Genomic DNA, 21,738 nt, shown 5'->3' with positions numbered 1-21,738 from the left:
TAGCGCCCGATTCTATTGCGACATAGTTCAATGAGAATATAATAAGCTTACCCCTTGTTCATTGAGGTAAGCTACTGATCCAAATGTTTATTGATTATCACTTACCCCAAGCATTTGTTTCGCCATGTCTTTCATCTCTATTAATCCAGATGACTGGGCAAATTCAGCAACATCAATGGCATGTGTGGCTTGTAATTCAATAATGTGTTCTTTCATGTGTGACCAGGTTTTACCGCCCGCATTCTCGTAGGCAGACACTAATTCCTCTAAACCGTCCTCCCCAAAGAGTAAATAGTGGGCAGTAAAATCACGTGATATATCAGTTACAGCCACTTCCGTCCAATCAATAAGGCCCGTTACTTCACATTCTTGATTGATGATAATATGTCCGGGATGCACATCACCATGGCTTAATCCCGTGTGGTTCGGCCAAAGGACATCGTTAGAAAGCCATGCTTGCCACCGGTCCCAAAGATCCTGATGAACACCAAAGGCATCTTTGACCTTTTGCATTCTGGATTTCATGGTTTCTCTTGCTTCGGAAGCATTGTAGATTGCAATGCCAGAACCTTTTAAATGGCCGATCGGAACTTGATGCAGATCAGCTAATATGCGGCCTAGGGATTGATGATAAGCAGCTGGGCTATTTTCAATATCAAAGCTCCAGACATAATTTTGGATCTCAGGATCAGTTGTACCAGCAGGTACGCCATCTAGCTGCTTGTATGCGATCAACTCATTTGTGAAAATACGCCAGTCAGGAGCTTGAATGCGCGTATAATGATTCACTACATCTAACACATGTTTCTCTTGATTTGCCTTTGCCATGGAATCTTGTCTACGTGGAATGCGTAAAATCCATTTCAATCCTTCTTTGTCTTCGACATGAGCTACTTGGAAGTCGAGTCCTGAATCGTTGATTTTCATCGTTCCTTCAACAACATCTAATCCTTGATCTTTTGCGAATTTTTTTATCTCCTGTTTATTTATGAGAATCAACCTCCGGTTATTTTCAAACGTTTTTTCCAATTAGAATGTCTAGGTCAACGGCTATATTTAATTTTCGAACGGTATTTATTCCACTATATGTCCTAATAAAGCGCTTTTAGGCGCTGTCCTTTATTCCGCTTTTGCGTCCGATTATATAGGATCGAATTTTATCTTGTTATCGAGTCACGTCGGCATTAGTTCCAATCTGTTAACAAGAAGAGGAATCCAATGATATAGGGATCGAGGAAGGAGATATTTTGGATTCCCCATTCTTCTATGCACGTAACCAAAGAGGTATTACAGTGACTAAATATTTCCGAGACATCTGAACAGCGTCTTTGAGTATTTGCAAAGTGCTCCCTTTTATCATATGCATTCACTTTTCGGATACTTGTATTCATGAATCAGGACTATGGCCCGATTCAAAAAGAAGCTGCCGACTCATATTCCATTCTTGCGCCCGATTGTTTCGTATTATATGATCAGCCGGTCAGTGACTGGTTGACCACCTGGTATTGTAGAAACTGGCTGATATCGTTCAACTTAAATATTAAGACAAAGTTTCCCTAAATAATGATTATTGAGGGCAAGATGTGCGTCTCGGGCATCTTTTAATAAAAATGTTTGATCAATATGGGCTGTTAAATTCCATAATTTAATGTACTTGTTGAGCCTACACATAACCTCATGATCAGGGTCACCGTTATAGCCAATTGATCTTATCCCAGATGCAACCTCCGGCTCCGGAAATATCCCATTAGGATAAGCAATACGCCCATTAGATCGAATATTCCGAATGGATTTTTGTGCAAATTCACCACCAGCGGTAAGCAATGCAGCATCAAATCCATTAGGTGCAAATGTACTAGCTGCTGATAAAATATCATCTTTTCGTCCGTTTACTACATCATCAACCCCAAGATTCTTAACCATGGTGACACCGTCATCACCTGAAGCTATTGCAAAAACCCGTGCTCCCATATTCTTAGCCAGCTGTACCGACAGGTGCCCTATTCCTCCACTAGCCCCGAATATCATAATAGTCTCATCTTGTTCAAGTTCCAAAATATCCTCAAGTCCACGCAATGCAGTTAGACCTACTCCAGATATAACACCGGCTTCAGAGAGAGTTAAATTATCTGGAATGCAAAATACATACTTAGAATCTAAAGCAACGTATTCTGCATAAAATCCGCCTTTTGGGTTAAGAAAGCCTGGAGCGTATACTTTATCACCGACTTTGAAACTACTAACCTTTTCTCCAAGAGCCACAACAGAACCAGCACCCTCGGATCCTAATACATAGGGAAACTTTGACTCAATCAATACCAAGCATTTCCGCGTATCCGCCTTCTCGTTCAAAGATATCCCATTCTCCTACCCCTGCATAATCAACCCGAATTAGCACATCACTTGGACCGATGTCGGGTACCGATATATCTTTCAACACAAGCTCATGAGGACCACCAAATTTTTCAAGTACTGCAGCATGCACGTTGTTTGAACCTCCTTTATTTGATATACTACATGTCTTATTATACACATTAACCTTAACAAAAACTTGTCACATCTAGCACTTTCAAGCAAAAAAGGAATTTCAGTATGTGCTGTTATTCCGTAATACGGACCAATTTAGGAAGGACGTACTTATTCAAGAAGTGCGCCCTTTTATGGAATAATTTTTTAGAACGCCTATGTTTTAAAAAAGTTTATATATTCTTCCTTGCCGCTTAACTCCACCAAAAATGGGGAAAGTGACATAATTACAACAAATGAAACATTGGCGCTAACATTTATTCCTGATTAGCGCTCAATGGATCCTCCATAATATTTTTGATAGCACCGGTTTGAGCTTGATTTTCATACAGTTCCGATTTACTCTGTATTTCAGTTTTAATTCTTTCTATTTCCTGGGCATGCTGCTTCTCCATTTTTTCTAAATCAGCTTTTCGTTGTTCCTCCATCTTTTTTAAATTGGCTTCTTGCTGCTTCTTTAAATTTCTAAGTTCTGTTTTGCCTTTATATGTTGCCAAAAAATATGAGGTAACTGAACTAATTAAAGCTACTATGACAGGTATCCATATTTCCATTAATTTTTCACCTCCAATATAACGTTGTTCATAAACGCTGAAAGGGTCTATACCACGAAATGGCCCTATGATGCAATATTGGAACTATTCCTTATTAGAGAAAAGCACCCGTAAAACATCTATTGGTATTTACCGAGAAAATATTTTGTCTCGCTTAAATTGACTAATTAAATGATAAAAACTCGGGCAGTTCTTGTTCATGCTTGTCGAGCATAATCTGTTCCGGCTTGATGCCCTGCTCACGCAGGGCGTTAATGTTCTGCACGAGAAATTCGTCGCTGCCGACAACATAGAAGAGTCCATCCTTGTCTGCAGCAAGAAGTTTCACTTCTTTATAGTAATCTTTACGGTTATCGACGAAACGTGACGTGAACTTCTTGTCAGGTGCGGATTCAAATTCAAAAATATTAGTGAATAAGAACTCTTTTGATGAATCGATGTTCAGGGAATGAATTTGATTGACGTTGTCAGCACGTTGGAAATAATCAAGTACAAGCGGTCTAAAAGTTGCTAGGCCGACACCTGATGACAGCAGGTAAACATTTTTGTCTTCTCTTTTAAGCGGTACATTCGAATGGGTTTTAAATATTGCAACTTCATCTCCGACCTCAAGATTTCTTAAGATCGTTTTAAACTCAGAGCACCGCTCTCTGATGCGTGTTGTGATACCAATTGAATTTTCATGCGGTAAGGTAGAAATTGACATGTGGCGAATCAGGCTACGGTTTGGTTTATCTCCGGCATTAAAACCTTCCAGTGCGAAGTGGGTGTGGGAACCTTCTTCCCATGTAAAGTCTTCCGGACAGTCGAGCAGATACGTTTTAACTTCAGGCGTTTCTTCAATAATCTTATTTATTTTAGTCCAGTATATTTGCATTATATATTCTCCTTATTCCATTAAATGGTTAGATTATTTCAAATAATTTATGTGACTTAAATTTGCTAACAGTTTAGAAAAAGGTCCTTATATGCCATATTAGCACCATTCCTTCTTTGTGAATAGCGCCCGATAAAAGAACAAATTTACTCTTTTGATGATGGCAGTTATTACCTTCCCAATGGAATAATATGCGGTGTATGGGCAATCGGATCTTCTATAATCGTGCACTTTAAACCGAAAACTTCTTCTACCAGTTGTTCCGTAACAATCTCACGAGGATCCCCTTGAGCAACGATTTGACCATCCTTCATGGCAATCATATGGTTTGCATATCTCGCGGCATGATTTAAATCGTGGAGCACAGCAATCAATGTATTTCCTTGTTGATTCAGACCTTTAAATAACTCAAGCAATTCAATTTGATGGACAATATCAAGGAATGTGGTAGGTTCGTCGAGAAGCATCAGAGGTGTTTGTTGCGCAAGCACCATTGCAATCCAAACCCTTTGTCTCTGACCGCCTGAAGGCTCATCCACGAAGCGTTCTGAAAGCTCAGTCGTGTTAGTAACCTGCATGGCAGACAATACAGCCTCTTCATCTTTATCCGTCCATTGCCTTACAAGATTCTGATACGGATAACGTCCATGTGCAACCAAATTTGCTACAGTAATCCCATCCGGAGCCGTGGATGATTGTGGCAAAAGACCAAGTTGGCGTGCCACTTCCTTAGACTTATATGTCGATATGTTTTTCCCATCTAATAATACATGTCCTGCGGTTGGCTTAATTAGATTAGATAAGGCACGCAGCAAAGTAGATTTTCCACATGCATTTGGTCCTACAATCACAGTAAAAGACTTATGAGGAATCTTTACCGATAGATTTCGAGATATTATGTGATCACCGTATTGGATTGTAATATCTTCTGTCCAAAGCTGTGAATCAGATTGCGAAATCGACGCTTGACTTTGAACGTCTGCTGTTGTCGTTATCATCAAATCAACCTCTTTCAATTCGAATATCGCTTATAGGGAACGTCGATGGAAAAGGATGGTTACAATGCTGGTTCTATATCTATTGATCAAGGCGTTGAACGTGCCTGATGGAACAATAGCCATAAAAGATAGATTCCACCTAACGATAGGGTTACGACACCAACGGGAAGAATCGTTTCCGGGACGATTCTTTGCGCCAAGACATCGGCTCCCAACAAAAGAACAGCTCCCATTGCAGCTGATGGTATAAGGCTATTCGCTGATTTGGTAAACCGATGCACAATTTGAGGCGCCGAAAGTGCAACAAAGCTAACTGGCCCCATGACGGCGGTTGGCGCCGCAGTCAAGGAAACAGCTAAAAAGATTAATAGAAGCTGAGAACGTTTGATCCGGACACCGTGAGAATTTGCTGCATCATTGCCTAATTCCATCTCTCGCAAAGGTCTGTTCATTATCCATGCACAAAAAAGTAGAAAAATAACAAATATTATGGCAGGGAGAACATGTTTCCAGCCTACTCCGTTTAGCGATCCGACCCCCCAGGCAGCCGCGGTTAAAGCAACCTCTGATTCATTTTGAATAAGCAGCATGGAGTTCACGCTTCCCAAAATGGTCGAAATAGCAATTCCGACAATGATAAGTCGAAAACCCTGAGTTCCATTGCGAAATGCCAGCACATAAATGAGAATCGCAGTTACAAATCCGCCTGCTAAAGCCCCACCTGCTACACCTAAGTACGATGCCGATCCAGACCCTAGAAGTACGAGCAATGCACCTGTATAGGACCCGGAACTAAAACCAATGATGTCAGGCGAACCCAGGGGATTTCGTGTGATTGATTGAAAAATCGCACCACTTACAGCAAGTCCAGCCCCAAAGATAATTGCTGCTATCACACGAGGTAAACGCCATTCAACCACGATTGTTTTCGCCGCCCCTGTTGCTTGTCCTCCTAACGCAGCAAAAATCTCTTGTAGGCTAAATTCCATTGAACCCATCATTAATGCAAACATCGCAACTATTATCGTTGTAAAAAGGAGGATTAGCGAAACAACAATACTCCGTATATCAATTCGCCATTTTAATGGTCCTTTAAGTCGCACGTAACGTCGGCCAAAATCAATGTGACGCATCATCATGACTCCTTTTTCTGCTGCAGTTTTCCTTATGCATCACAAACCACTCGCTTTTCTTCTTCTTACAAGAATCAATAGAATTGGTCCACCTACAAAACCAGTGATGATGCCCACTGGTACCTCAGCAGGAAACATGATAATTCTTCCAATAATATCAGAAAAAATGAGCAATAAAGGCGCTACCACCAATGAATACAGAAAGATCCAAGACTGATCCGGACCCACAAACCACCGTACACAGTGAGGAACCATTAAGCCAATAAAACCAATAGGTCCTGCTATTGCCGTCGCACCGCCAGCCAAAAGCGTAATGGCGATCAGACCGATCGTACGAATCATTCCAACATGCACGCCTAAAGAAGAAGCACGGTCATCGCCAAATGCAATGGCATTGAGTGCATGAGCTATTGCTAAGGTTAACAATATACCAATGATAAGAAAAGGTAAGACGAGCCAAAGATCATCGAGACTTCTCTCAGCTAACGTACCAACTCTCCAATTTAACATGTTTGAGAAAGCTTGGCTGTTCATCATCGTTAATGCAGTTGTTATCCCGCTCAATACAGCTCCCAGAGCCACACCTGAGAGTGTGATTTGTACAGGTGTTGGTGATTTTTTTCCGGCCCCCCCGCTAATGACGTACACTGCGATTGTCGCGGCTAAGGCACCAGCAAATGCAAACCAAATGTAGCTGGACATTGACGTGACAGAAAATATGCCAATACCCATAGCGACGGCAAACGAGGCGCCGGCATTCACGCCAAGAATACCTGGGTCCGCCAATGGATTTCTTGTCAATGCTTGGATTAATGCTCCCGCGAGCCCGAAGGCAGGGCCAACTGCCAGCGCAAGCAATGTGCGCGGAAGACGCTCCTCTTGAATGATCGTATGGTTAAAACTGTCACCTGGTGAAAACAGAGCTTCCCAAACGGTTATCGGCGAAAGTTGTTTAGTCCCAATCATTAGACTCAGGCAAACCACAATTGCCAAAAGCAAAAATGCAACGATCAGACCTAAAAAAAGTTGCCATCGTACAAATCTGATCGTTTTTGTTTTTTTATTGATTACTTGAGTTGCTTCACTACTTGGCTGCTTTGACGCCGCCACCGGGGTCACCCCTCATCTTTCAATACTTCGGCAAACTTAGGCGTTACATTGTCGATAGCCCACAGTGTAGAAGGAACCGTTCCTGTTGAGAACGCATCCGATAATTCTTGATCAAGCACGATTGATCTTCCATCTTCCACAGAGGGGATTTGTTGAAATAGTTCGTTGCTGGTTATCTCACTTTTATCGACCCCAATTGGAAAAACAACGGTAAGATCAGCATTTAAAAGTTGTAGTTGTTCATCGGCAAGGCTGACACTAAAATTTCCATCAGCCAGTTCTTCAATCTCATCCTTGGTTTCAAATCCAAGTCGGGTGGCAAAATCAATACGGGAATCCCCTTCTACATACGCACCGAATCCTTCAGAGGTATAAGCACCAACAGTAATGGTCTTACCATCAAACTCCGGATTTTCCTTAGCAGCTTTTTCAAACGAAGCATCTACTTTATCCAGAAGTTTTTCACCTTTTTCTTCTTTATGAAGCACTTTTGCAATCATTCGAACTTGCTGCTCCATGGAAGTCAAATAATTATCCCCACCTTCTGGCACACCAATTGTTGGCGCAATATCGGAAAGTCTTTCATAGCGTTGTTCATCACCAGAGGATTTGACATCGAGAATGAGATCCGGGTTAAGTGCTGCGATTTTTTCATAATCAGGCTCCATTGTTCCAATAATTGTAGGTGATTCTTCATACGCACCTTCTAACCACGGACCTACACCGTTACCCCCGAAATCAAGCCAGTCACTTGCACCGATCGGTTCCACCCCAAGGGCCAAAGCCGTTTCAGCATCTCCCCAACCAAGCGCAACAACTCGTTCTGGTTGTTCCGGGACTTCCACTTCCCCAAATTTAGTATCAACGGTGACATTGGAACTATCAGAGGCCGTTTCATCTGTGTTTTCATTTTTATCTGATGAACAACCCATTAACCCAATTATCACTGCTGTTGCCATTGCTACTGTACATATCTTAGAAAAACGACTATATCTGTTCATTTTATATGTATCCCCCTATTATGTATACCCCTATAAATGAAATTGATAATTATTCTCAATAAGTAGTCTACACTTTATCCTTTCGTATTGCAACAGTTAATTGAGAATTGTTTTCAAACACTGGTTTTCACGAAACCTGGATTCCCGCACATAACGAGGAAGCAAGAAAAACCTTGATATGTTGGGCTTTGTTCCAATTCTCGCTTATTTTTCATTCGTTATGCGTAACACACATAACGAGTTAGCAGAAGGTCAAATGCCTGCCACCATCAGGTTATCCATCTACCTCGTTACGAGTGTTCGGGAACCCAGGATGAAAAACGTATATCAATAAGCTGGAGGGCAGCTGCCACTAACGAGACTGGTTCTGTAAAATACGGATTTACAGCGTTAAGGAATTCAAAATATTAAAAGCCCCATTTCCCAACATTTAATTGAGGAATGAGGCTTTTTAATTGTTCCATTTAAGCGCCCGATCGTATTATAAGGTCAGCCAGTCATTTCTGGTTGACCTATTTTTAATAGGATTTATGCTTGAAGTAGCTGGGGTAGAACGTAAGCGCCCGTGGGACACCGATCCCGTCCGTTATACTGTTCACCCCCTACTTGTAGAAACATGTTTGAGGCTGGTTGGGACATGGATCCCGTATAACAAGCGAAGCTATGAAACTACAAGTGATATAGGGGCGTACCGGCGAATCTATTAAAGGAGTTGTGATCACATATGGACCCTGTTATAGGCCTGGATATCGCAAAAGGAGAAAGCCAGGTCCAAGCTTTTTTACAAAGGAAAGAGGCTTATAAGCAAAGCTTTAAATTTAAACATGATTTACAAGGGCTTCATGCTTTTTATCAGTTTTATCAGGAAGTGGAACAGGTTTCCGGACAACCTCCGGCTGTCATCTTTGAATCCACCGGGCATTATCATGAGCCTGTACTCCAATTTCTTGAGGGACATGGCATAACGTATTATTTGATCAATCCAGTTGTTTCTTATGAGGCTAGAAAAACGAGCCTGCGCAAGGTGAAAACAGACAAAATCGATGCATTCCATCTGGGTGAGCTTTACTACAAAGAAGATCTGGAAGTCTTTCAAAAGAAAACAGAGCAGTTTTTGAATCTGCGTCAATTAACCAGGCAGCACAGCGCTTTGACGGATAGCTATGTTGAAATCAAGCTTCAGTTTCAGGCTGCTTTGGATCAGATTTTCCCGGAATATCATGGTGTTTTTAGTGACCTTTATGGCAGTCTCTCGTTGAACACTTTACTGCAGTATCCGACTGCTTCGGATATTCAAAATGTTTCTCAAGAGGCTTTGGCCAAGGAAATGCGTCAATTTGGGGCAAGGCGTTCCCATGAATGGTTTTTGCATAAAGCATCTCAATTAAAGGGTGCCGCAGAACGTAATCCCTTTAAATCTCCTGTCTGTCAGGGGCAGTTTATCAGCTTGCGGCTGTATATCCAGATGCTTTTTCAATACCAAGAGCATCTATCCAAGCTGGAAGAAGAGATAGATGCCCTGGCTAAAACATTTGAAGAATATGAATTGATCCGGTCGATCCCCGGTATTGGGAGTAAAATTGCCGCCACAATTACTTCCGAGACGGGGAACATCGACCAGTTCAATCATCCAAAAAAGCTTGTTGCTTATGCAGGTATTGATCCCAGCGTTTTTGAATCAGGCAAGTTTAAAGCCTCCATCAATTGCATCACGAAAAGAGGTTCATCAAGGTTACGTCAGGCTCTTTATACGGCTGTACAGTGCGGCCTGGCCAAAAAACGAAACAAGAAACTTATAGCCTTTTATGATCGCAAAAGAAACGAGGGCAAGCCGCACAAGGTCGCTGTGATTGCCTGTGCCAATAAACTCGTTCACTGGATCCATGCCATGTTAAAACATCAAGAAGTCTTTGTAGATCAACCTTAAAAATGATTTAAATTAACAATATTCCGAAACCTTATCGGTGCAACGGTAAGGTTATTTGGCATGCCCACTTTTAGTATAACATGTTTCATTGAATTTTTTTACCTTTAAATGTTGACAACTATTAGCTGGTATAACAGTAAAAAGCAAAAAACAGCCCTATTCTTCAATGTTGACCAATTCCGCTTTGACAATCTGATATTTGCTGAGCACGACCGTTCTTCCGTCGTCATCTTCCACAGGGACAAAATTTGTTCCGATACCATTAAACCTGAGTTGAAGTGACCCGCCCTTACTCCGTATGTTTTTGAGCAATTCGCCGTTAGTCAATGTAATGTTGTAAATGTAGGTCTTCTTCTTCAAAATGCCTTCTCCTTATTAGAAATTTTCGTTATGAGTTTTTTAAATATAAGCTGCAACTATCTCTTCTTTATGCCCTTATCACCAATGCGGGCGTTGACCATTATTCCGGAATGGCGCCCGTTCGTATTATATGGTCAGCCGGTCATTGAACTGGTTGACCTATTTTTCATAGGTTTTATGCTTGAGGAAGCCGGGGTAGGACGTGTGCGCCCGTGGGACATCGATCCCGTCCGTAATACTGTCCACCCCTTCCTTGTAGAAACATGTTTGAGGCTGGTTGGGACACGACCCCGCATAACAAGCGAAGCTATGACACTACAAGGGCTTGTAAGGGGAGCACCGGCGACACCCAGTAGCTATTACTGCCAATCGCTAAAATTACTCCTGTTACCACTGACAAAATTGATGCTAATTGAAATGATAACCACTTTATATCCTTTAGTACTGGCCAGTTCACCACGTCACCCCCTGGATCTTTCTGCAAAGTTTTATTAAAGATTAGCGTCCGTTTCAGGAAGATAGCTATTTATGAGTAACTCTCTCCTTCTTTGCTATAAATTTCATAAGCAAAATACCCAAATAATAAACCTATTCCTGCTCCCAAGCCAATTGTAGATAGTAAGGAGATTGGGAAAAATATGCTAAGAAGTACAGCAACAGTACAACCAATCATCATTCCAAGTGGTATTAAACTATCTAACAAATTTTGAGCGCCTTTTGATTCTTTTTTACCCAGGGTACCTTTCTTATATTTATGTTTCATTCTCATAACTACAAATACTGCAATCCCACCCGCTATTACAACAGGTAGTAAAATACGCACAATTTCCAAATCTGAGCCCAACTAGAGACCTCCCCCTTTTCCCCTTTTTATTAATTCAATTTTAACATAATTTATTACGTTAAACGCCTCGACAATGGCAAATTGGACGCTATCCATTATTCCAGAATGGCGCCCGATCGTATTGCGGAAGAATTCAAATGTTTCGTTGTGTATTTTTTTAGCATTTTCTTTAGTTTTTAAAGGCTAAAAATCCTTATCTTTCTCATTTAGACAATCCATCATTTTGTTCACGGTGATACGATACAACCATGATGAAAACTTTTTATCCATATCATAATCTTCGATGTTGTAATAAACGTATAGAAAGATATCTTTTGCGACGGACTCTGCAATACATCCATCATTTATACCGGCGAAGCAAATTTGATAAACGTTATGTTTATAGAAATCAATAAGTTTCCCAATCCCAAATGCCTTATTGTCCCCTTTTTTGATCCTTTGAACTACCCGATGATTTATTTCTTTCATCTTAAGTATCATTCCTTTCGCTGTGCTCAAGGCACAAAAAAAATGTAATGAAAGAAACTCTCCTCCCCCGTAAAAATGCTATAATATAGTTGGATAGGCAGATACACTACAGAGCACGGGGAGGTGAGTGGTGACAGTTTAAATACTGCCCGCATTTTAAGATGTGCCGTTTGCCTATTTCAAGAACAAATAAGTGTGCCATCGAGCACGTAAACTAATCCTTGTATAAACAATTCCAGTTTATTATGAGGCAAACAGTCAATGTCTGTTCTATCCACTATAAATCTATGAGGGTTGTGTTATAAAACGCAAGTATCGAAACCCAAGTAAGTAGGTCGATGTTATAAATTTTACATTTTTTACCAAGTTTACTTTTTAGTAGGCTTATTTGTTATGCACATTTTTAATTATGATGTATTTTTACGTTCTTTCAAACTACCTTCCTCGTTGATACTTTAATTGCACTACATACAAATTTCCAAACAACTAAAGCTCTCAATATACAGTTTCAAATCCTACACTTTCGCTCTCGTTATCCGCGCAGCTACATAAAGAACGATTCCAACAAGCAAAAAAACATATGCCGGAATGGCTACAACAGGACCGAAGTCAGGTATTAAAAAGAACAGAAGCACAAATATCCCCAAAGAAAGAAGGCTATAAAACCAAAATATCATGAACTCCAATATTTTATTCCTCTTTTTGAAACAACTCCAACGTAAATAATATATAAGAACACAGAGCAGCAAAAAGGCAATTGGTATCGATAATATGGCCTTTATGGATGCTGAACCAACGTGGAACTCCCGAACCAACTCTCCGATGTTGAATACATAGTAGATAATCAAATGTGAAATACCACTGAAAAACACTGAAGCTGCCAGGAAATACAAAATAATCATTGCAAAGAAACCTACTGTCTCCTTTGTCACCATTCTTGGTAGCTCGCCGATAATATTATTAGCCAATTGCTTAGGGGCATTTCCGAAAATCTCTTTGGCAGTTCTTCCTTCTTTTTGCGCCAGTAATAAATGATCCAGAAGTTCCGATAAAATTTCTTCTGTTTCCTGTTCAGACTTACTGAAAGATAAGCGGATATAAACGAGCATGTCCTCATAGTATTTCAAGTTTTCTTTTGTCAGTTGTTTACGTTTTTCGTTATTTTCTTCAATTAATTCCTTCGCCTTCATCAATTTAATCCTCCCCTAACATACGATCTACTGGTGTTTTGACTCCTTCCCAATTCGATCTAAACTCCTCTAGCGCCTCAGCACCTTCATCGGTCAAAAAATAATACTTCCGATTTGGTCCATTTGGTGATTTTTTCATTTCTCCTTTGATCAATTTCTCTTTTTGTAGCCGGAGCAATACAGGATAAATGGATCCTTCACTGACGGAAAGACCGTGGTCCCTAAGAATCATTGATAACTCATAGCCATAGACAGTCTGGCGGGAAATAATAGAGAGCATGCACCCTTCCAGTATCCCTTTTAATAATTGACTTCGCATGGACACATCTTTCACCCACTTTATATTACATGTTATCTTAAAATAATTTCTTTTATGGAAGTATGTATGTTGTATTACAATATAGTGTAGCAAAGACATTTCTATATTGCAATACATGATAGTGAATGAAAAATTCTGAGGAAAACCTTTGATAACTAAAGGGATAAGGATCAAAAAATGGACTGTCGAGAACAGCCCATTTTTGTTCAATTCTTGCGCCCGTTAATTTAAGAAGAATTGTCATCTGGTTTCATATTCACAAAAAATCACCCCTTCACCCACGTTTAGAGCTATCCCGTTAATGGCCCTACAATGGCAATTTGGATTGCCCTTTATTCCGCAAGTGCGCCCTGTTCGTATTGCGGCATAGTCATGTAAAGCGATGCATCCAAAGGTAAGGAGGCACAAGAAGTTTTAAAGTTAATAGCATCCCAAGCATCTGTTTGTCATCCCTAATCCTGTTTGATGTCCACCTTTTCCCCATTGACCAATGCCATGGCCTCAATTTCAATCATCATCTCCGGTGATGCCAATGCATTGACTTCAACAATGGTATCTGCCGGATAAGGTACAGGAAAGTATTGCTTCCTGAGGTCAACGATCCTAGGAAAATAACTCATGTCTGTTAAATAGATGGTCACTTTAATGACAGAATCAAGACTAGCCTCTCCAGCTTTTAAGACCTTGTCAAGATTATGAAACACTTGCTTTGCCTGTGCCAAAGTTATTTGGCCCAATCAATTCCCCGTGCTCATTATTGGCTGTCTGACCTGAAACAACGAGGAAATCCCCCACACGAAAGCCCTGTGAGATATTGAATCTTTCCATCGGATCTGGATTTGTTGCGATTCGCTTAGCGAAAACATCGTTCACTTCTTCTCCCTTTGTCAATTTCATTTCCTCCTGATCCACCATAGTCTTTATTGCTTTAAAGTACCCGTAATAGGCTTAAACTTCAAATTCTTTAATTTTCGCATTCGGTCTTAACACTTCTTCTGGCTTAAACGCTGCTAATGGTTCCCCATTCTTCACTTTGTTAACCCAGTCATGGTTAGCTAAAGCTCCTTTGCCTAAGGTGACCACATCGGCTTCATCATTTTTTATCATTTCTCTCGCCTTATCTGGATTTTCTAAATGACCGTTGGCGATTACGGGAATATTCCCGTATTTTTTTGCAAGGGAGGCCAGTGATGCTTCGCTTGTATCGAATGCAGGTTCCCATGCCTTGTGTTCCGTAACATGGACATAGTCAAGTCCGGCTTGTCCTAATTGACCAAAGATAATTTCAGCATCTTGTTCTCCCCCTGCCCACTTGTGTGCGTAATCATTGACTTTCGCTTGTGAAATCCGAATACCAATAGTAAAGTCCTTCCCAACTGCTTCCCGAATTGCTTTAGCCACCTCTACCAATAAACGAACCCGGTTTCCCGTAGAGCCGCCGTATTCATCTGTACGCTGATTTGTATAATCTGTAAGAAAACCATCAAGCAAATAACCATTAGCCCCATGGATTTCAATTCCATCAAACCCAGCTGATTTAGCGTTCTTGGCAGCATGAACAAACCCGTTTATGACCTCTTGGATCTCACCTCTTGTCGCTTCTCTTGGGGTTTGGAATGGCCCTTCTCCTAAATACATGGCTAATTGTTCCCCTTTTGGTTGAACAGCTGAAGGAGCGATGGTTTCTTGGACAAAACGGTTTCCTTGAGAAATGGCACCGGAATGTTGCAATTGCATAAAGATTTTCGCCCCCTCCTGATGGACGGCGTCTACAGTTTTCTTCCATGCTTGGACTTGATTATCATAAACGATACCTGATTGATCAAAATAGGTTTGGCTATATTTATCATCAATATAATTTCCCTCTGTAATGATGAGCCCAAATCCGCCTCGAGCAAAAGATGTGTAGTACGATCCCATCTGGTCGGTTACCAATCCTTCGGATGTTGCACTGATACGTGTCATTGGGGAAACCCCTACCCGATGATCTAATGTTGTCTTGCCTAACGTAACAGTTTCAAATAACGATTTTGTGTTTGCCATAATCAAATCCCCTTCTTTAAAAACGTTTATAGGTATATTCTCAATCAAACATGAAAGATTTATTTAATAACTTTCTGTTCAATTGTAATGGACCTTCCTAGTTTAGTAAAATAGATATAATTGAACCATTCATTCATTAAAATTGAACCGAAAAGGAGATAGGTATATATGGAGCTTCGACATCTTGTTACACTTAAGACGATTGTTGAAAGAGGAGGATTTAAACAAGCTGCTGAACACCTTGGTTATGCCCAGTCTTCCGTTACAACACATATTAAAGATTTGGAAGAAGAAGTAGGAAAGCCTTTATTTGATCGATTAGGCAAAAAAGTCGTTTTGACACATTATGGTCAACAATTTCTTCCGTATGCCGCAAAGATCATTGAACTGTATTCTCAAGCGTTACACATGGATGATGAACCTACAGGTGATCTTACGATTGGTATATCGGAATCACTCACGATATGTCGGATTCCTTCTATCCTCCTGGAGTATAAGGAGAACTATCCCAAAGTGAATCTTTCACTCAAATCCCTCGATAATTATGATGTTACATCAAGTCTTCAAAACAGGGACATCGATCTAGCGTTGGTATTAGAAAAGGATGATTGGCTTCTGTCAGAGCTTCATTGTGAAAAACTGAAAAAAGAAAGAATGGTTTTGATTCGCCCACCAGAGGAAGAAGAGGATATGAGAACAGTCTTATATACAGAGCGAACATGCAGTTATAAATCTGTGTTTACGGATTATATAAGACATAAGCAAATGGATGTTAAGGGTAGTTTAGAGTTTCAGAGCATCGAAGCGATCAAAGAGTGTGTTAGCAGTGGGTTAGGTATATCAATGGTTCCTTACTTTTCGGTAAAAGCAGAAATAGAAAACCATAAACTAAAGGGAGAAGAAATACCGCCTGAACATCCAGCTATTTCTACATTTCTTGCGTACCATAAAGATAAATGGCTTTCTCCGTCTATGAATCGTATGATTTCTTTGATAAGAAGCCATGCTGAAACTTGGGTCTAACGAGTTCCTATGTCACTATATGGTTATAAATAGCGCAATTCAGTTATTCCTGATTTGCGCCCGATTGAAGAATAAACGAAAGTTAAAAACTTATTCTTTTTACGTGTCACTTACTTACTCGTAAGTGACTGTTTGAATTCATCTACTCTACTATTCATTTGATCTGGTTTAACACTAAACTCTGGTGTCTGGTAATTTGGTAACCAATTCACTCCTACCGTGAAAACGTTAGCTTTTTTGCCAGCTAAAATATCAGCGTTACTATCTCCCAAAAAAACAGTTTCAGTGTTTTTTACGCCAAGTTGTTCCAATGCCTTATTGACTCCCTCAGGATGGGGCTTCGGGTTGTTAACGTCATCACCCGTAATAATGATGTCAAATAAGTCGTTCATATTAAGGTGCTCTAAGGAAATAAATAAACTTCTTTTTGCTTTTCCCGTAACTATCCCTAATTTATAACCTTCACCTTTTAAAGACAATAGCAAATCGTTTATTTCCTTATTATCAAGAACAAGCTCACGATGTCGTTCATTATATTCCTCATAATATAATTCTATTGCTTTATTATGGTTAGGATCCGTAAGATTTTCTCTAATAATTCCAGTTTCAGATGGACCAAACATAGCCTTAACTTCATCTGTCGTAACATCAATATTGTCAAATTCTTTGAATACAGTTTGAAATGCATAAAAGCAAATTGGCAAAGTATCAGCAAGAGTACCATCAAAATCAAAAATGATTGCTTTCATAACCACACATCCTTTAACAAAAATTTATCCAAGGGTTTAGAGGTCTGTACTGTTAGTCTAATGCATTATTCCATTAAATGCCCTGAAAATGGCAAACTGGGTGCTGTCCTATTTTGCAAGCGCGCCTCGATAATTTAACAAAGGGCACATTTTTTAAAGTTCAATCCAGTATCTTTTTAGGATATTATTCTGCTTGTAAATAAGCATCACTTTTTTACCAACTGCAATGCACCAAGAACTAAAAGTACTACTAATCCTATAGAAATACCCGGCCACGAAAAACGATCAGGTAAAAAGTTCAGTATCCATAAGTAGCCGAGAATAACCAGTATACCTATATATTCTCTTCGTTCCTCAAGTTGCCAGTATTTTCGATGCAACAAAACGTTAATCGCACCTATGGGGAAAAGCAATAGAATCATTACATACACCCAAATTTTTCTTAAATACCAGGGGCGTTTTTGTTTTACAACATTATTACTTGTCAAGCTTACATCACCTTTCAACCCTTTCGTTATATAGCCCTTCGTACATAACGGACGCCAAGTCTTATTCCATGCTCGCACCCGTTTCCTTAAGATCATAAACCAACATAGAAACAAGCGATTAATACTAAAACCATTAAAACAATCCATATCCAATCTATAACTCGTGTTTTGATATTCTTTTTCTTGTTATACCACATTATTTTGATTATAGACAAAACCAACACAAACATTAGCACAAGCGCAAATAAAAATATTAGAGAAACACGATAGCCGGTAGCTAAATATAAGACTACCAGCCAAAACCAAATCATAAACACAAACTTTTCGACTCTATATTTGTTCTCATTAAACAAAAATTCGATAACATTTTCCTTTATCAAAATCCAACTCCTTTGCTCCATTATTAATTGGCCCTATACACCAAGAACTGCTATATTATCATTCCGGAATGGCGCCCGTTCGTATTATATGGTCAGCCGGTCATTGAACTGGTTGACCTATTTTTTATAGGTTTCATATGCTTGAGGAAGTCGGGGGAGGACGCTGGCGCCCGTGGGACTCGATCCCGTCCGCAATACTGTCCACCCCTTCCTTGTAGAAACATGTTTGAGGCTGGTTGGGACATGATCCCGTATAACAAGCGAAGCTATGAAACTACAAGGGATGTGAGGGGCGCACCGACGAATCTATCAAAGGAGTTGTGATTACCTATGAATCCTGTCATCGGCCTGGATGTCGCCAAAGGGGAAAGCCAGGTCCAAGCTTTTTTAAAAAGGAAAAAACCATATAAAAAAAGCTTTAAATTTGAACACCATCTACAAGGACTTCACGCTTTTTATCAGTTTTATCAGGAAGTGGAACAGGTTTCCGGACAACCTCCGGCTGTCATCTTTGAATCCACCGGGCACTATCATGAACCTGTGCTTCAATTTCTTGAAGATCAAGCTATAACTTATTATGTTATCAATCCGGTCATTTCCTATGAGGCTCGAAAAACAAGCCTGCGTAAGGTGAAAACGGACAAAATCGATGCCTTCCATCTGGGGGAGTTGTATTACAAAGAAGATCTGGAAGTGTTTCAGAGGAAAAACGAACAATACCTGAATCTGCGGCAATTAACCAGACAACACAGCGCTTTAACGGACAGCTACGTTGAAATCAAACTTCAGTTTCAGGCTGCTGTGGATCATACTTTCCCGGAATATCATAGCGTTTTTAGTGATCTTTGTGGCAAATTGTCCCTGAACACCTTACTGCATTATCCGACTTCTGCGGCTATTCAAGAAGTCTCTCAACAGACGTTGGCTATGGAGATGCATCAATTCGGAGCGAAGCGTTCCTACGCATGGTTTCTGGACAAAGCAGCCCAACTGAAAGCCGCGGCGGATCGTAATCCCTTTCAACATCCTGTTTGTCATGGTCACGTTGTCAGTATACAAATGTATATCCAGATGCTTTTTCAATACCAGGAGCACCTATCCCAATTACAAAAAGAAATAGATGCCCTGGCTAAGACCTTTGAAGACTATGACTTGGTCCAATCGGTTCCTGGTATCGGAGAAAAGATTGGGGCAACAATCATCTCCGAAGTCGGGGGAATCGATCAGTTTGAACGCCCAAAACAACTAGCTGCCTATGCGGGGCTAGACCCGAGTGTTTTTGAGTCAGGCAAATATAAAGCATCCATCAACCGCATCACGAAAAGAGGGTCATCAAGATTGCGTCAAGCCCTTTATTCAGCTGTGCAATGCGGTCTGGCCAAAAATCGGAACAAAAAACTTATAGGTTTTTATGATCGCAAAAGAAACGAGGGCAAGCCACACAAGGTCGCTGTCATTGCCTGTGCCAACAAACTTGTTCACTGGATCCATGCCATGTTAAAACGTCAGGAAGCCTTTGTAGATCAATCATAAGATGCATTTAAATTGCCAATGCTTTGAAACCTTATCGATTCAACGGTAAGGCTATTTGGTATGCCTAATTTTAGTGTAACATGTTTTTTTAAACTTTTTTACCTTTAATTGTTGGCAGCTATTGGCTGGTATTGTTGAAAACTTTGATTCCCATAAATAAGTAAATATACATTAGATTGAATCCTCGACACTTAGAATTTATATCATGGTTTGTGTAGTTTTATTTCACTTCATAATTAGGGGCTATAAAAATGGTATCAGCTGCGCGACATATCCGTTGGTATACCTTCTCTGAAGGGTGGCTCCAGTCTTCGTTCTGCCGAATCTACCTGCACTTCAACCCCCATAATCTGTCAGTCATGACACATGCAGGAGTTTGACGGGGTGGCTTCGAGAAAGATGGTTCCGTCATTCCCACCCTTGGTTGTAGATTATAAATTTTGTATAACCTTCTGTTTTTCACGATTTAGAACGCTTATAACAGAACTTGTCGTGCGGCGCCCAATTGCGTATTAAATTTATTTTGTTTAATATAAATGCTCTCAATAGCAAACAAGATTCCAATATTAAATATAATAATGCTTATCTTGGAATGCTATTATGAAAAATTATTGAAGTTCTGAAAACATTGCATTAATAATATCATCAGCAACATCTACAGTATTACCACAGCTTGTATTATAATGTATATCGATCATGGGGCTACCGTTTAATTCAATGATATGCACATTATCTCCGTCAATTAATGCATCGACTCCACAAACATTTAATCCTGGTATTGACTTAATTGTATTTTCTATTATTTCTTTCACCTTTTCGGAAACTTCATGGGTACTCTCATAAGAATCTCCACCACCAGAAATATTTGCATGAGACTTTAAAAACACTTGCTCATTCACTTTTGGTATTGATTCAAAATCGTACCCAACTTTTGATAAGTTTCTTTCTGATTCTGCGTCGAATTTTATAGGTTTTAATACTGGGCCACTTTTTGTTTTTCTCGTTTACCAGCTCTTTAATAGAACTTTTACCATCTCCTAAGACGTTTGCTGGGATTCGCTTTAAAGCTGTTACAATTTTATTTTTAACTACTACAACTCTATAATCCGTACCCTTTTTAAACTCTTCTACTAACACTTTATCATGCTCATTAGCAATACGATTAAACAAATCATAGAACTCTTCTTTATTATCAATATTAACGTAAACCATTTTACCGGATTTTCCATCGTTAGGTTTTAATACAATTGGTAGTGAATACTTTGCCCAATCCCAAGCTCTATCCACTTCGTCATTATTAAAAATTACATTAGCGGGAACAGGTATATCTTTAGTTCTTAAATAATTGCTGATTACATTCTTTCTTTTGCATAATCTTAATGCTAGTTTATTATTGTATGAAGAAAAAATATAGCCTCTTTTTATCAAGTAATTATCGTTTCCATAGATCATTCTAAATCTTTTACTTTTCCCCGGTATCTTCTTAATTGTTACACCTTTTCTTACAGCTGTTTCAACCAAAATTCGGTTCGCCCTAGTAAGCTTTCTTCCAACATCTGTATTATCCTCAATATGCAACATGCGTTCCTCTCCCATCATTAAAATGTGTTAGACCATTATGTTTGAGGGTGTTTCAGCCTTCGAAAGTTGAGTTACATTAGTGTTTACTATTTCAAACCCAATTTTAACAGGAGATGTCCTTGTTTTTTCAACGACTTTCTCAACTTTTGCATTTCTGGAAGATTCCTCATTAATAATTTTTCTAAATTCGTTTATAGAATTTTTGTTTCCGGAAACCACAACGGACACATTACCATTTTTAAGATGCTTTATATAGCCATTCAATCTTAAACCACGTGCTTTTCTTTGCACCCACCGTTCATAATTTACACTTTGAAGTTTTCCCTTAACTATATACCTAGTGGATTCCAGGTCTCCACTTGGATAATCAGGCAGTTTAATTTCCTGCATAGTTCCAGATGCTAACAATTTTCTCAAAAACTTATAATCAAAATAATATTTTGGTTGCATATTTTCCCCTTTATACTTTGTTTCAGGAAAATAATAATCTATTATGGCACGTGGTATGTCTCTTGCCTTACCTTCCACTGGGAAGAGATGAGTACCTATGCCAGCTTTAGAATTTACTTCTAATATAATTCCCTCGTCCGCTTTTTCATCAACAAGTATGGTCTGGACCTATGTCAAGAAATTG

At 39.7% G+C, this 21,738-nt stretch carries 25 protein-coding genes; 3 read left to right on the top strand and 22 right to left on the bottom strand.

All coding sequences use genetic code 11. The features are described 5' to 3' along the window. Positions 1–87: 87 nt before the first annotated feature. The 9 genes from ON01_RS08270 to ON01_RS08235 all read right to left on the bottom strand — a co-directional run bounded on the left by ON01_RS08270 (position 88) and on the right by ON01_RS08235 (position 8,199). The gene (locus tag ON01_RS08270; protein ID WP_029329051.1) at positions 88–990 is read right to left on the bottom strand and encodes a macrolide 2'-phosphotransferase; all 903 of its coding nucleotides are present in this window, start codon (positions 988–990) and stop codon (positions 88–90) included. 543 nt (positions 991–1,533) lie between these two features. Continuing rightward, positions 1,534–2,262: an NADP-dependent oxidoreductase gene (locus ON01_RS08265; RefSeq protein ID WP_245544994.1), complete on the bottom strand. Its 729-nt coding sequence runs from the start codon at positions 2,260–2,262 to the stop codon at positions 1,534–1,536. A gap of 46 nt (positions 2,263–2,308) precedes the next feature. Next, positions 2,309–2,485, bottom strand: coding sequence for a hypothetical protein (locus tag ON01_RS19885; RefSeq protein WP_245544993.1), 177 nt, complete (start codon positions 2,483–2,485; stop codon positions 2,309–2,311). Between the two features lie 298 nt (positions 2,486–2,783). Beyond that, positions 2,784–3,080: a CCDC90 family protein gene (locus tag ON01_RS08260; protein WP_010530562.1), complete on the bottom strand. Its 297-nt coding sequence runs from the start codon at positions 3,078–3,080 to the stop codon at positions 2,784–2,786. A 163-nt stretch (positions 3,081–3,243) separates the two neighbouring features. Beyond that, positions 3,244–3,957: a hypothetical protein gene (locus ON01_RS08255; RefSeq protein WP_010530561.1), complete on the bottom strand. Its 714-nt coding sequence runs from the start codon at positions 3,955–3,957 to the stop codon at positions 3,244–3,246. 170 nt (positions 3,958–4,127) lie between these two features. After that, positions 4,128–4,955, bottom strand: a complete 828-nt coding sequence (locus ON01_RS08250) for an ABC transporter ATP-binding protein (protein WP_010530560.1) — start codon at positions 4,953–4,955, stop codon at positions 4,128–4,130. Positions 4,956–5,041: 86 nt separating this feature from the next. Continuing rightward, entirely contained in the window at positions 5,042–6,088 is a 1,047-nt protein-coding gene (locus ON01_RS08245; protein ID WP_010530559.1) for a FecCD family ABC transporter permease, read from the bottom strand. A gap of 39 nt (positions 6,089–6,127) precedes the next feature. Further along, complete coding sequence (locus ON01_RS08240) at positions 6,128–7,198, bottom strand: FecCD family ABC transporter permease (protein WP_010530558.1); 1,071 nt, start codon at positions 7,196–7,198, stop codon at positions 6,128–6,130. 5 nt (positions 7,199–7,203) lie between these two features. After that, positions 7,204–8,199, bottom strand: coding sequence for an iron-siderophore ABC transporter substrate-binding protein (locus tag ON01_RS08235; protein WP_010530557.1), 996 nt, complete (start codon positions 8,197–8,199; stop codon positions 7,204–7,206). Positions 8,200–8,923: 724 nt separating this feature from the next. Between ON01_RS08235 and ON01_RS08230 the strand changes: the two genes are divergently transcribed. Then, on the top strand, positions 8,924–10,126 hold the full coding sequence (locus ON01_RS08230; protein WP_010530556.1) for an IS110 family RNA-guided transposase: 1,203 nt from the start codon (positions 8,924–8,926) through the stop codon (positions 10,124–10,126). Positions 10,127–10,282: 156 nt separating this feature from the next. Here the strand turns inward: ON01_RS08230 and ON01_RS08225 are convergent, their stop codons facing one another. The 8 genes from ON01_RS08225 to ON01_RS08195 form a co-directional block, all read right to left on the bottom strand. Next, complete coding sequence (locus ON01_RS08225) at positions 10,283–10,486, bottom strand: hypothetical protein (protein ID WP_010530555.1); 204 nt, start codon at positions 10,484–10,486, stop codon at positions 10,283–10,285. 526 nt (positions 10,487–11,012) lie between these two features. Then, a complete protein-coding gene (locus ON01_RS08220; RefSeq protein WP_010530554.1) occupies positions 11,013–11,330 on the bottom strand; it encodes a hypothetical protein in 318 nt (105 codons plus the stop codon). 183 nt (positions 11,331–11,513) lie between these two features. Then, positions 11,514–11,798 (bottom strand): sigma factor, encoded by a 285-nt coding sequence (locus ON01_RS20215; protein WP_010530553.1) that lies wholly within the window; start codon positions 11,796–11,798, stop codon positions 11,514–11,516. A 515-nt stretch (positions 11,799–12,313) separates the two neighbouring features. Beyond that, positions 12,314–12,988, bottom strand: a complete 675-nt coding sequence (locus ON01_RS08210; RefSeq protein ID WP_010530552.1) for a DUF1129 family protein — start codon at positions 12,986–12,988, stop codon at positions 12,314–12,316. Positions 12,989–12,992: 4 nt separating this feature from the next. Beyond that, complete coding sequence (locus ON01_RS08205; RefSeq protein ID WP_029329047.1) at positions 12,993–13,313, bottom strand: PadR family transcriptional regulator; 321 nt, start codon at positions 13,311–13,313, stop codon at positions 12,993–12,995. Positions 13,314–13,759: 446 nt separating this feature from the next. After that, positions 13,760–14,044 (bottom strand): RidA family protein, encoded by a 285-nt coding sequence (locus tag ON01_RS19745; protein ID WP_217490460.1) that lies wholly within the window; start codon positions 14,042–14,044, stop codon positions 13,760–13,762. Next, positions 14,001–14,198 (bottom strand): hypothetical protein, encoded by a 198-nt coding sequence (locus ON01_RS19740; RefSeq protein WP_010530549.1) that lies wholly within the window; start codon positions 14,196–14,198, stop codon positions 14,001–14,003. Before ON01_RS19740 ends, ON01_RS19745 begins: the two co-directional genes overlap by 44 nt. Before the next feature lie 57 nt (positions 14,199–14,255). Beyond that, complete coding sequence (locus ON01_RS08195; RefSeq protein WP_010530548.1) at positions 14,256–15,350, bottom strand: oxidoreductase; 1,095 nt, start codon at positions 15,348–15,350, stop codon at positions 14,256–14,258. A 168-nt stretch (positions 15,351–15,518) separates the two neighbouring features. On the opposite strand from ON01_RS08195, the gene ON01_RS08190 reads away from it, so the two are divergent. Then, positions 15,519–16,373, top strand: coding sequence for a LysR family transcriptional regulator (locus tag ON01_RS08190; protein WP_010530547.1), 855 nt, complete (start codon positions 15,519–15,521; stop codon positions 16,371–16,373). Between the two features lie 110 nt (positions 16,374–16,483). On the opposite strand, the gene ON01_RS08185 is transcribed toward ON01_RS08190, so the two are convergent. Continuing rightward, complete coding sequence (locus ON01_RS08185) at positions 16,484–17,122, bottom strand: HAD family hydrolase (RefSeq protein WP_010530546.1); 639 nt, start codon at positions 17,120–17,122, stop codon at positions 16,484–16,486. Positions 17,123–17,328: 206 nt separating this feature from the next. Continuing rightward, a complete protein-coding gene (locus ON01_RS08180; RefSeq protein WP_010530545.1) occupies positions 17,329–17,610 on the bottom strand; it encodes a hypothetical protein in 282 nt (93 codons plus the stop codon). A gap of 710 nt (positions 17,611–18,320) precedes the next feature. Here ON01_RS08180 and ON01_RS08170 point away from each other — a divergent pair. Beyond that, positions 18,321–19,523, top strand: coding sequence for an IS110 family RNA-guided transposase (locus ON01_RS08170; RefSeq protein WP_010530543.1), 1,203 nt, complete (start codon positions 18,321–18,323; stop codon positions 19,521–19,523). 608 nt (positions 19,524–20,131) lie between these two features. Here the strand turns inward: ON01_RS08170 and ON01_RS08165 are convergent. The 3 genes from ON01_RS08165 to ON01_RS08155 are packed head-to-tail and all read right to left on the bottom strand — an operon-like array spanning position 20,132 to position 21,632. Beyond that, positions 20,132–20,422, bottom strand: a complete 291-nt coding sequence (locus tag ON01_RS08165; protein WP_175284941.1) for an ATP-grasp domain-containing protein — start codon at positions 20,420–20,422, stop codon at positions 20,132–20,134. Positions 20,423–20,435: 13 nt separating this feature from the next. Beyond that, positions 20,436–21,104 carry an ATP-grasp domain-containing protein gene (locus ON01_RS08160; protein ID WP_010530541.1) on the bottom strand — a complete coding sequence of 223 codons (669 nt, stop codon included), beginning with the start codon at positions 21,102–21,104 and terminating at the stop codon, positions 20,436–20,438. Positions 21,105–21,131: 27 nt separating this feature from the next. Beyond that, positions 21,132–21,632: an acylphosphatase gene (locus ON01_RS08155; protein WP_138919755.1), complete on the bottom strand. Its 501-nt coding sequence runs from the start codon at positions 21,630–21,632 to the stop codon at positions 21,132–21,134. Positions 21,633–21,738: the final 106 nt, after the last annotated feature.

The sequence above is a fragment of the Lentibacillus jeotgali genome (assembly GCF_000224785.1).
Taxonomy (GTDB): Bacteria; Bacillota; Bacilli; order Bacillales; family Amphibacillaceae; genus Lentibacillus; species Lentibacillus jeotgali.
Note: the sequence above shows the minus strand (reverse complement) of the source record. Positions and strands in the feature narration are given on the sequence as shown.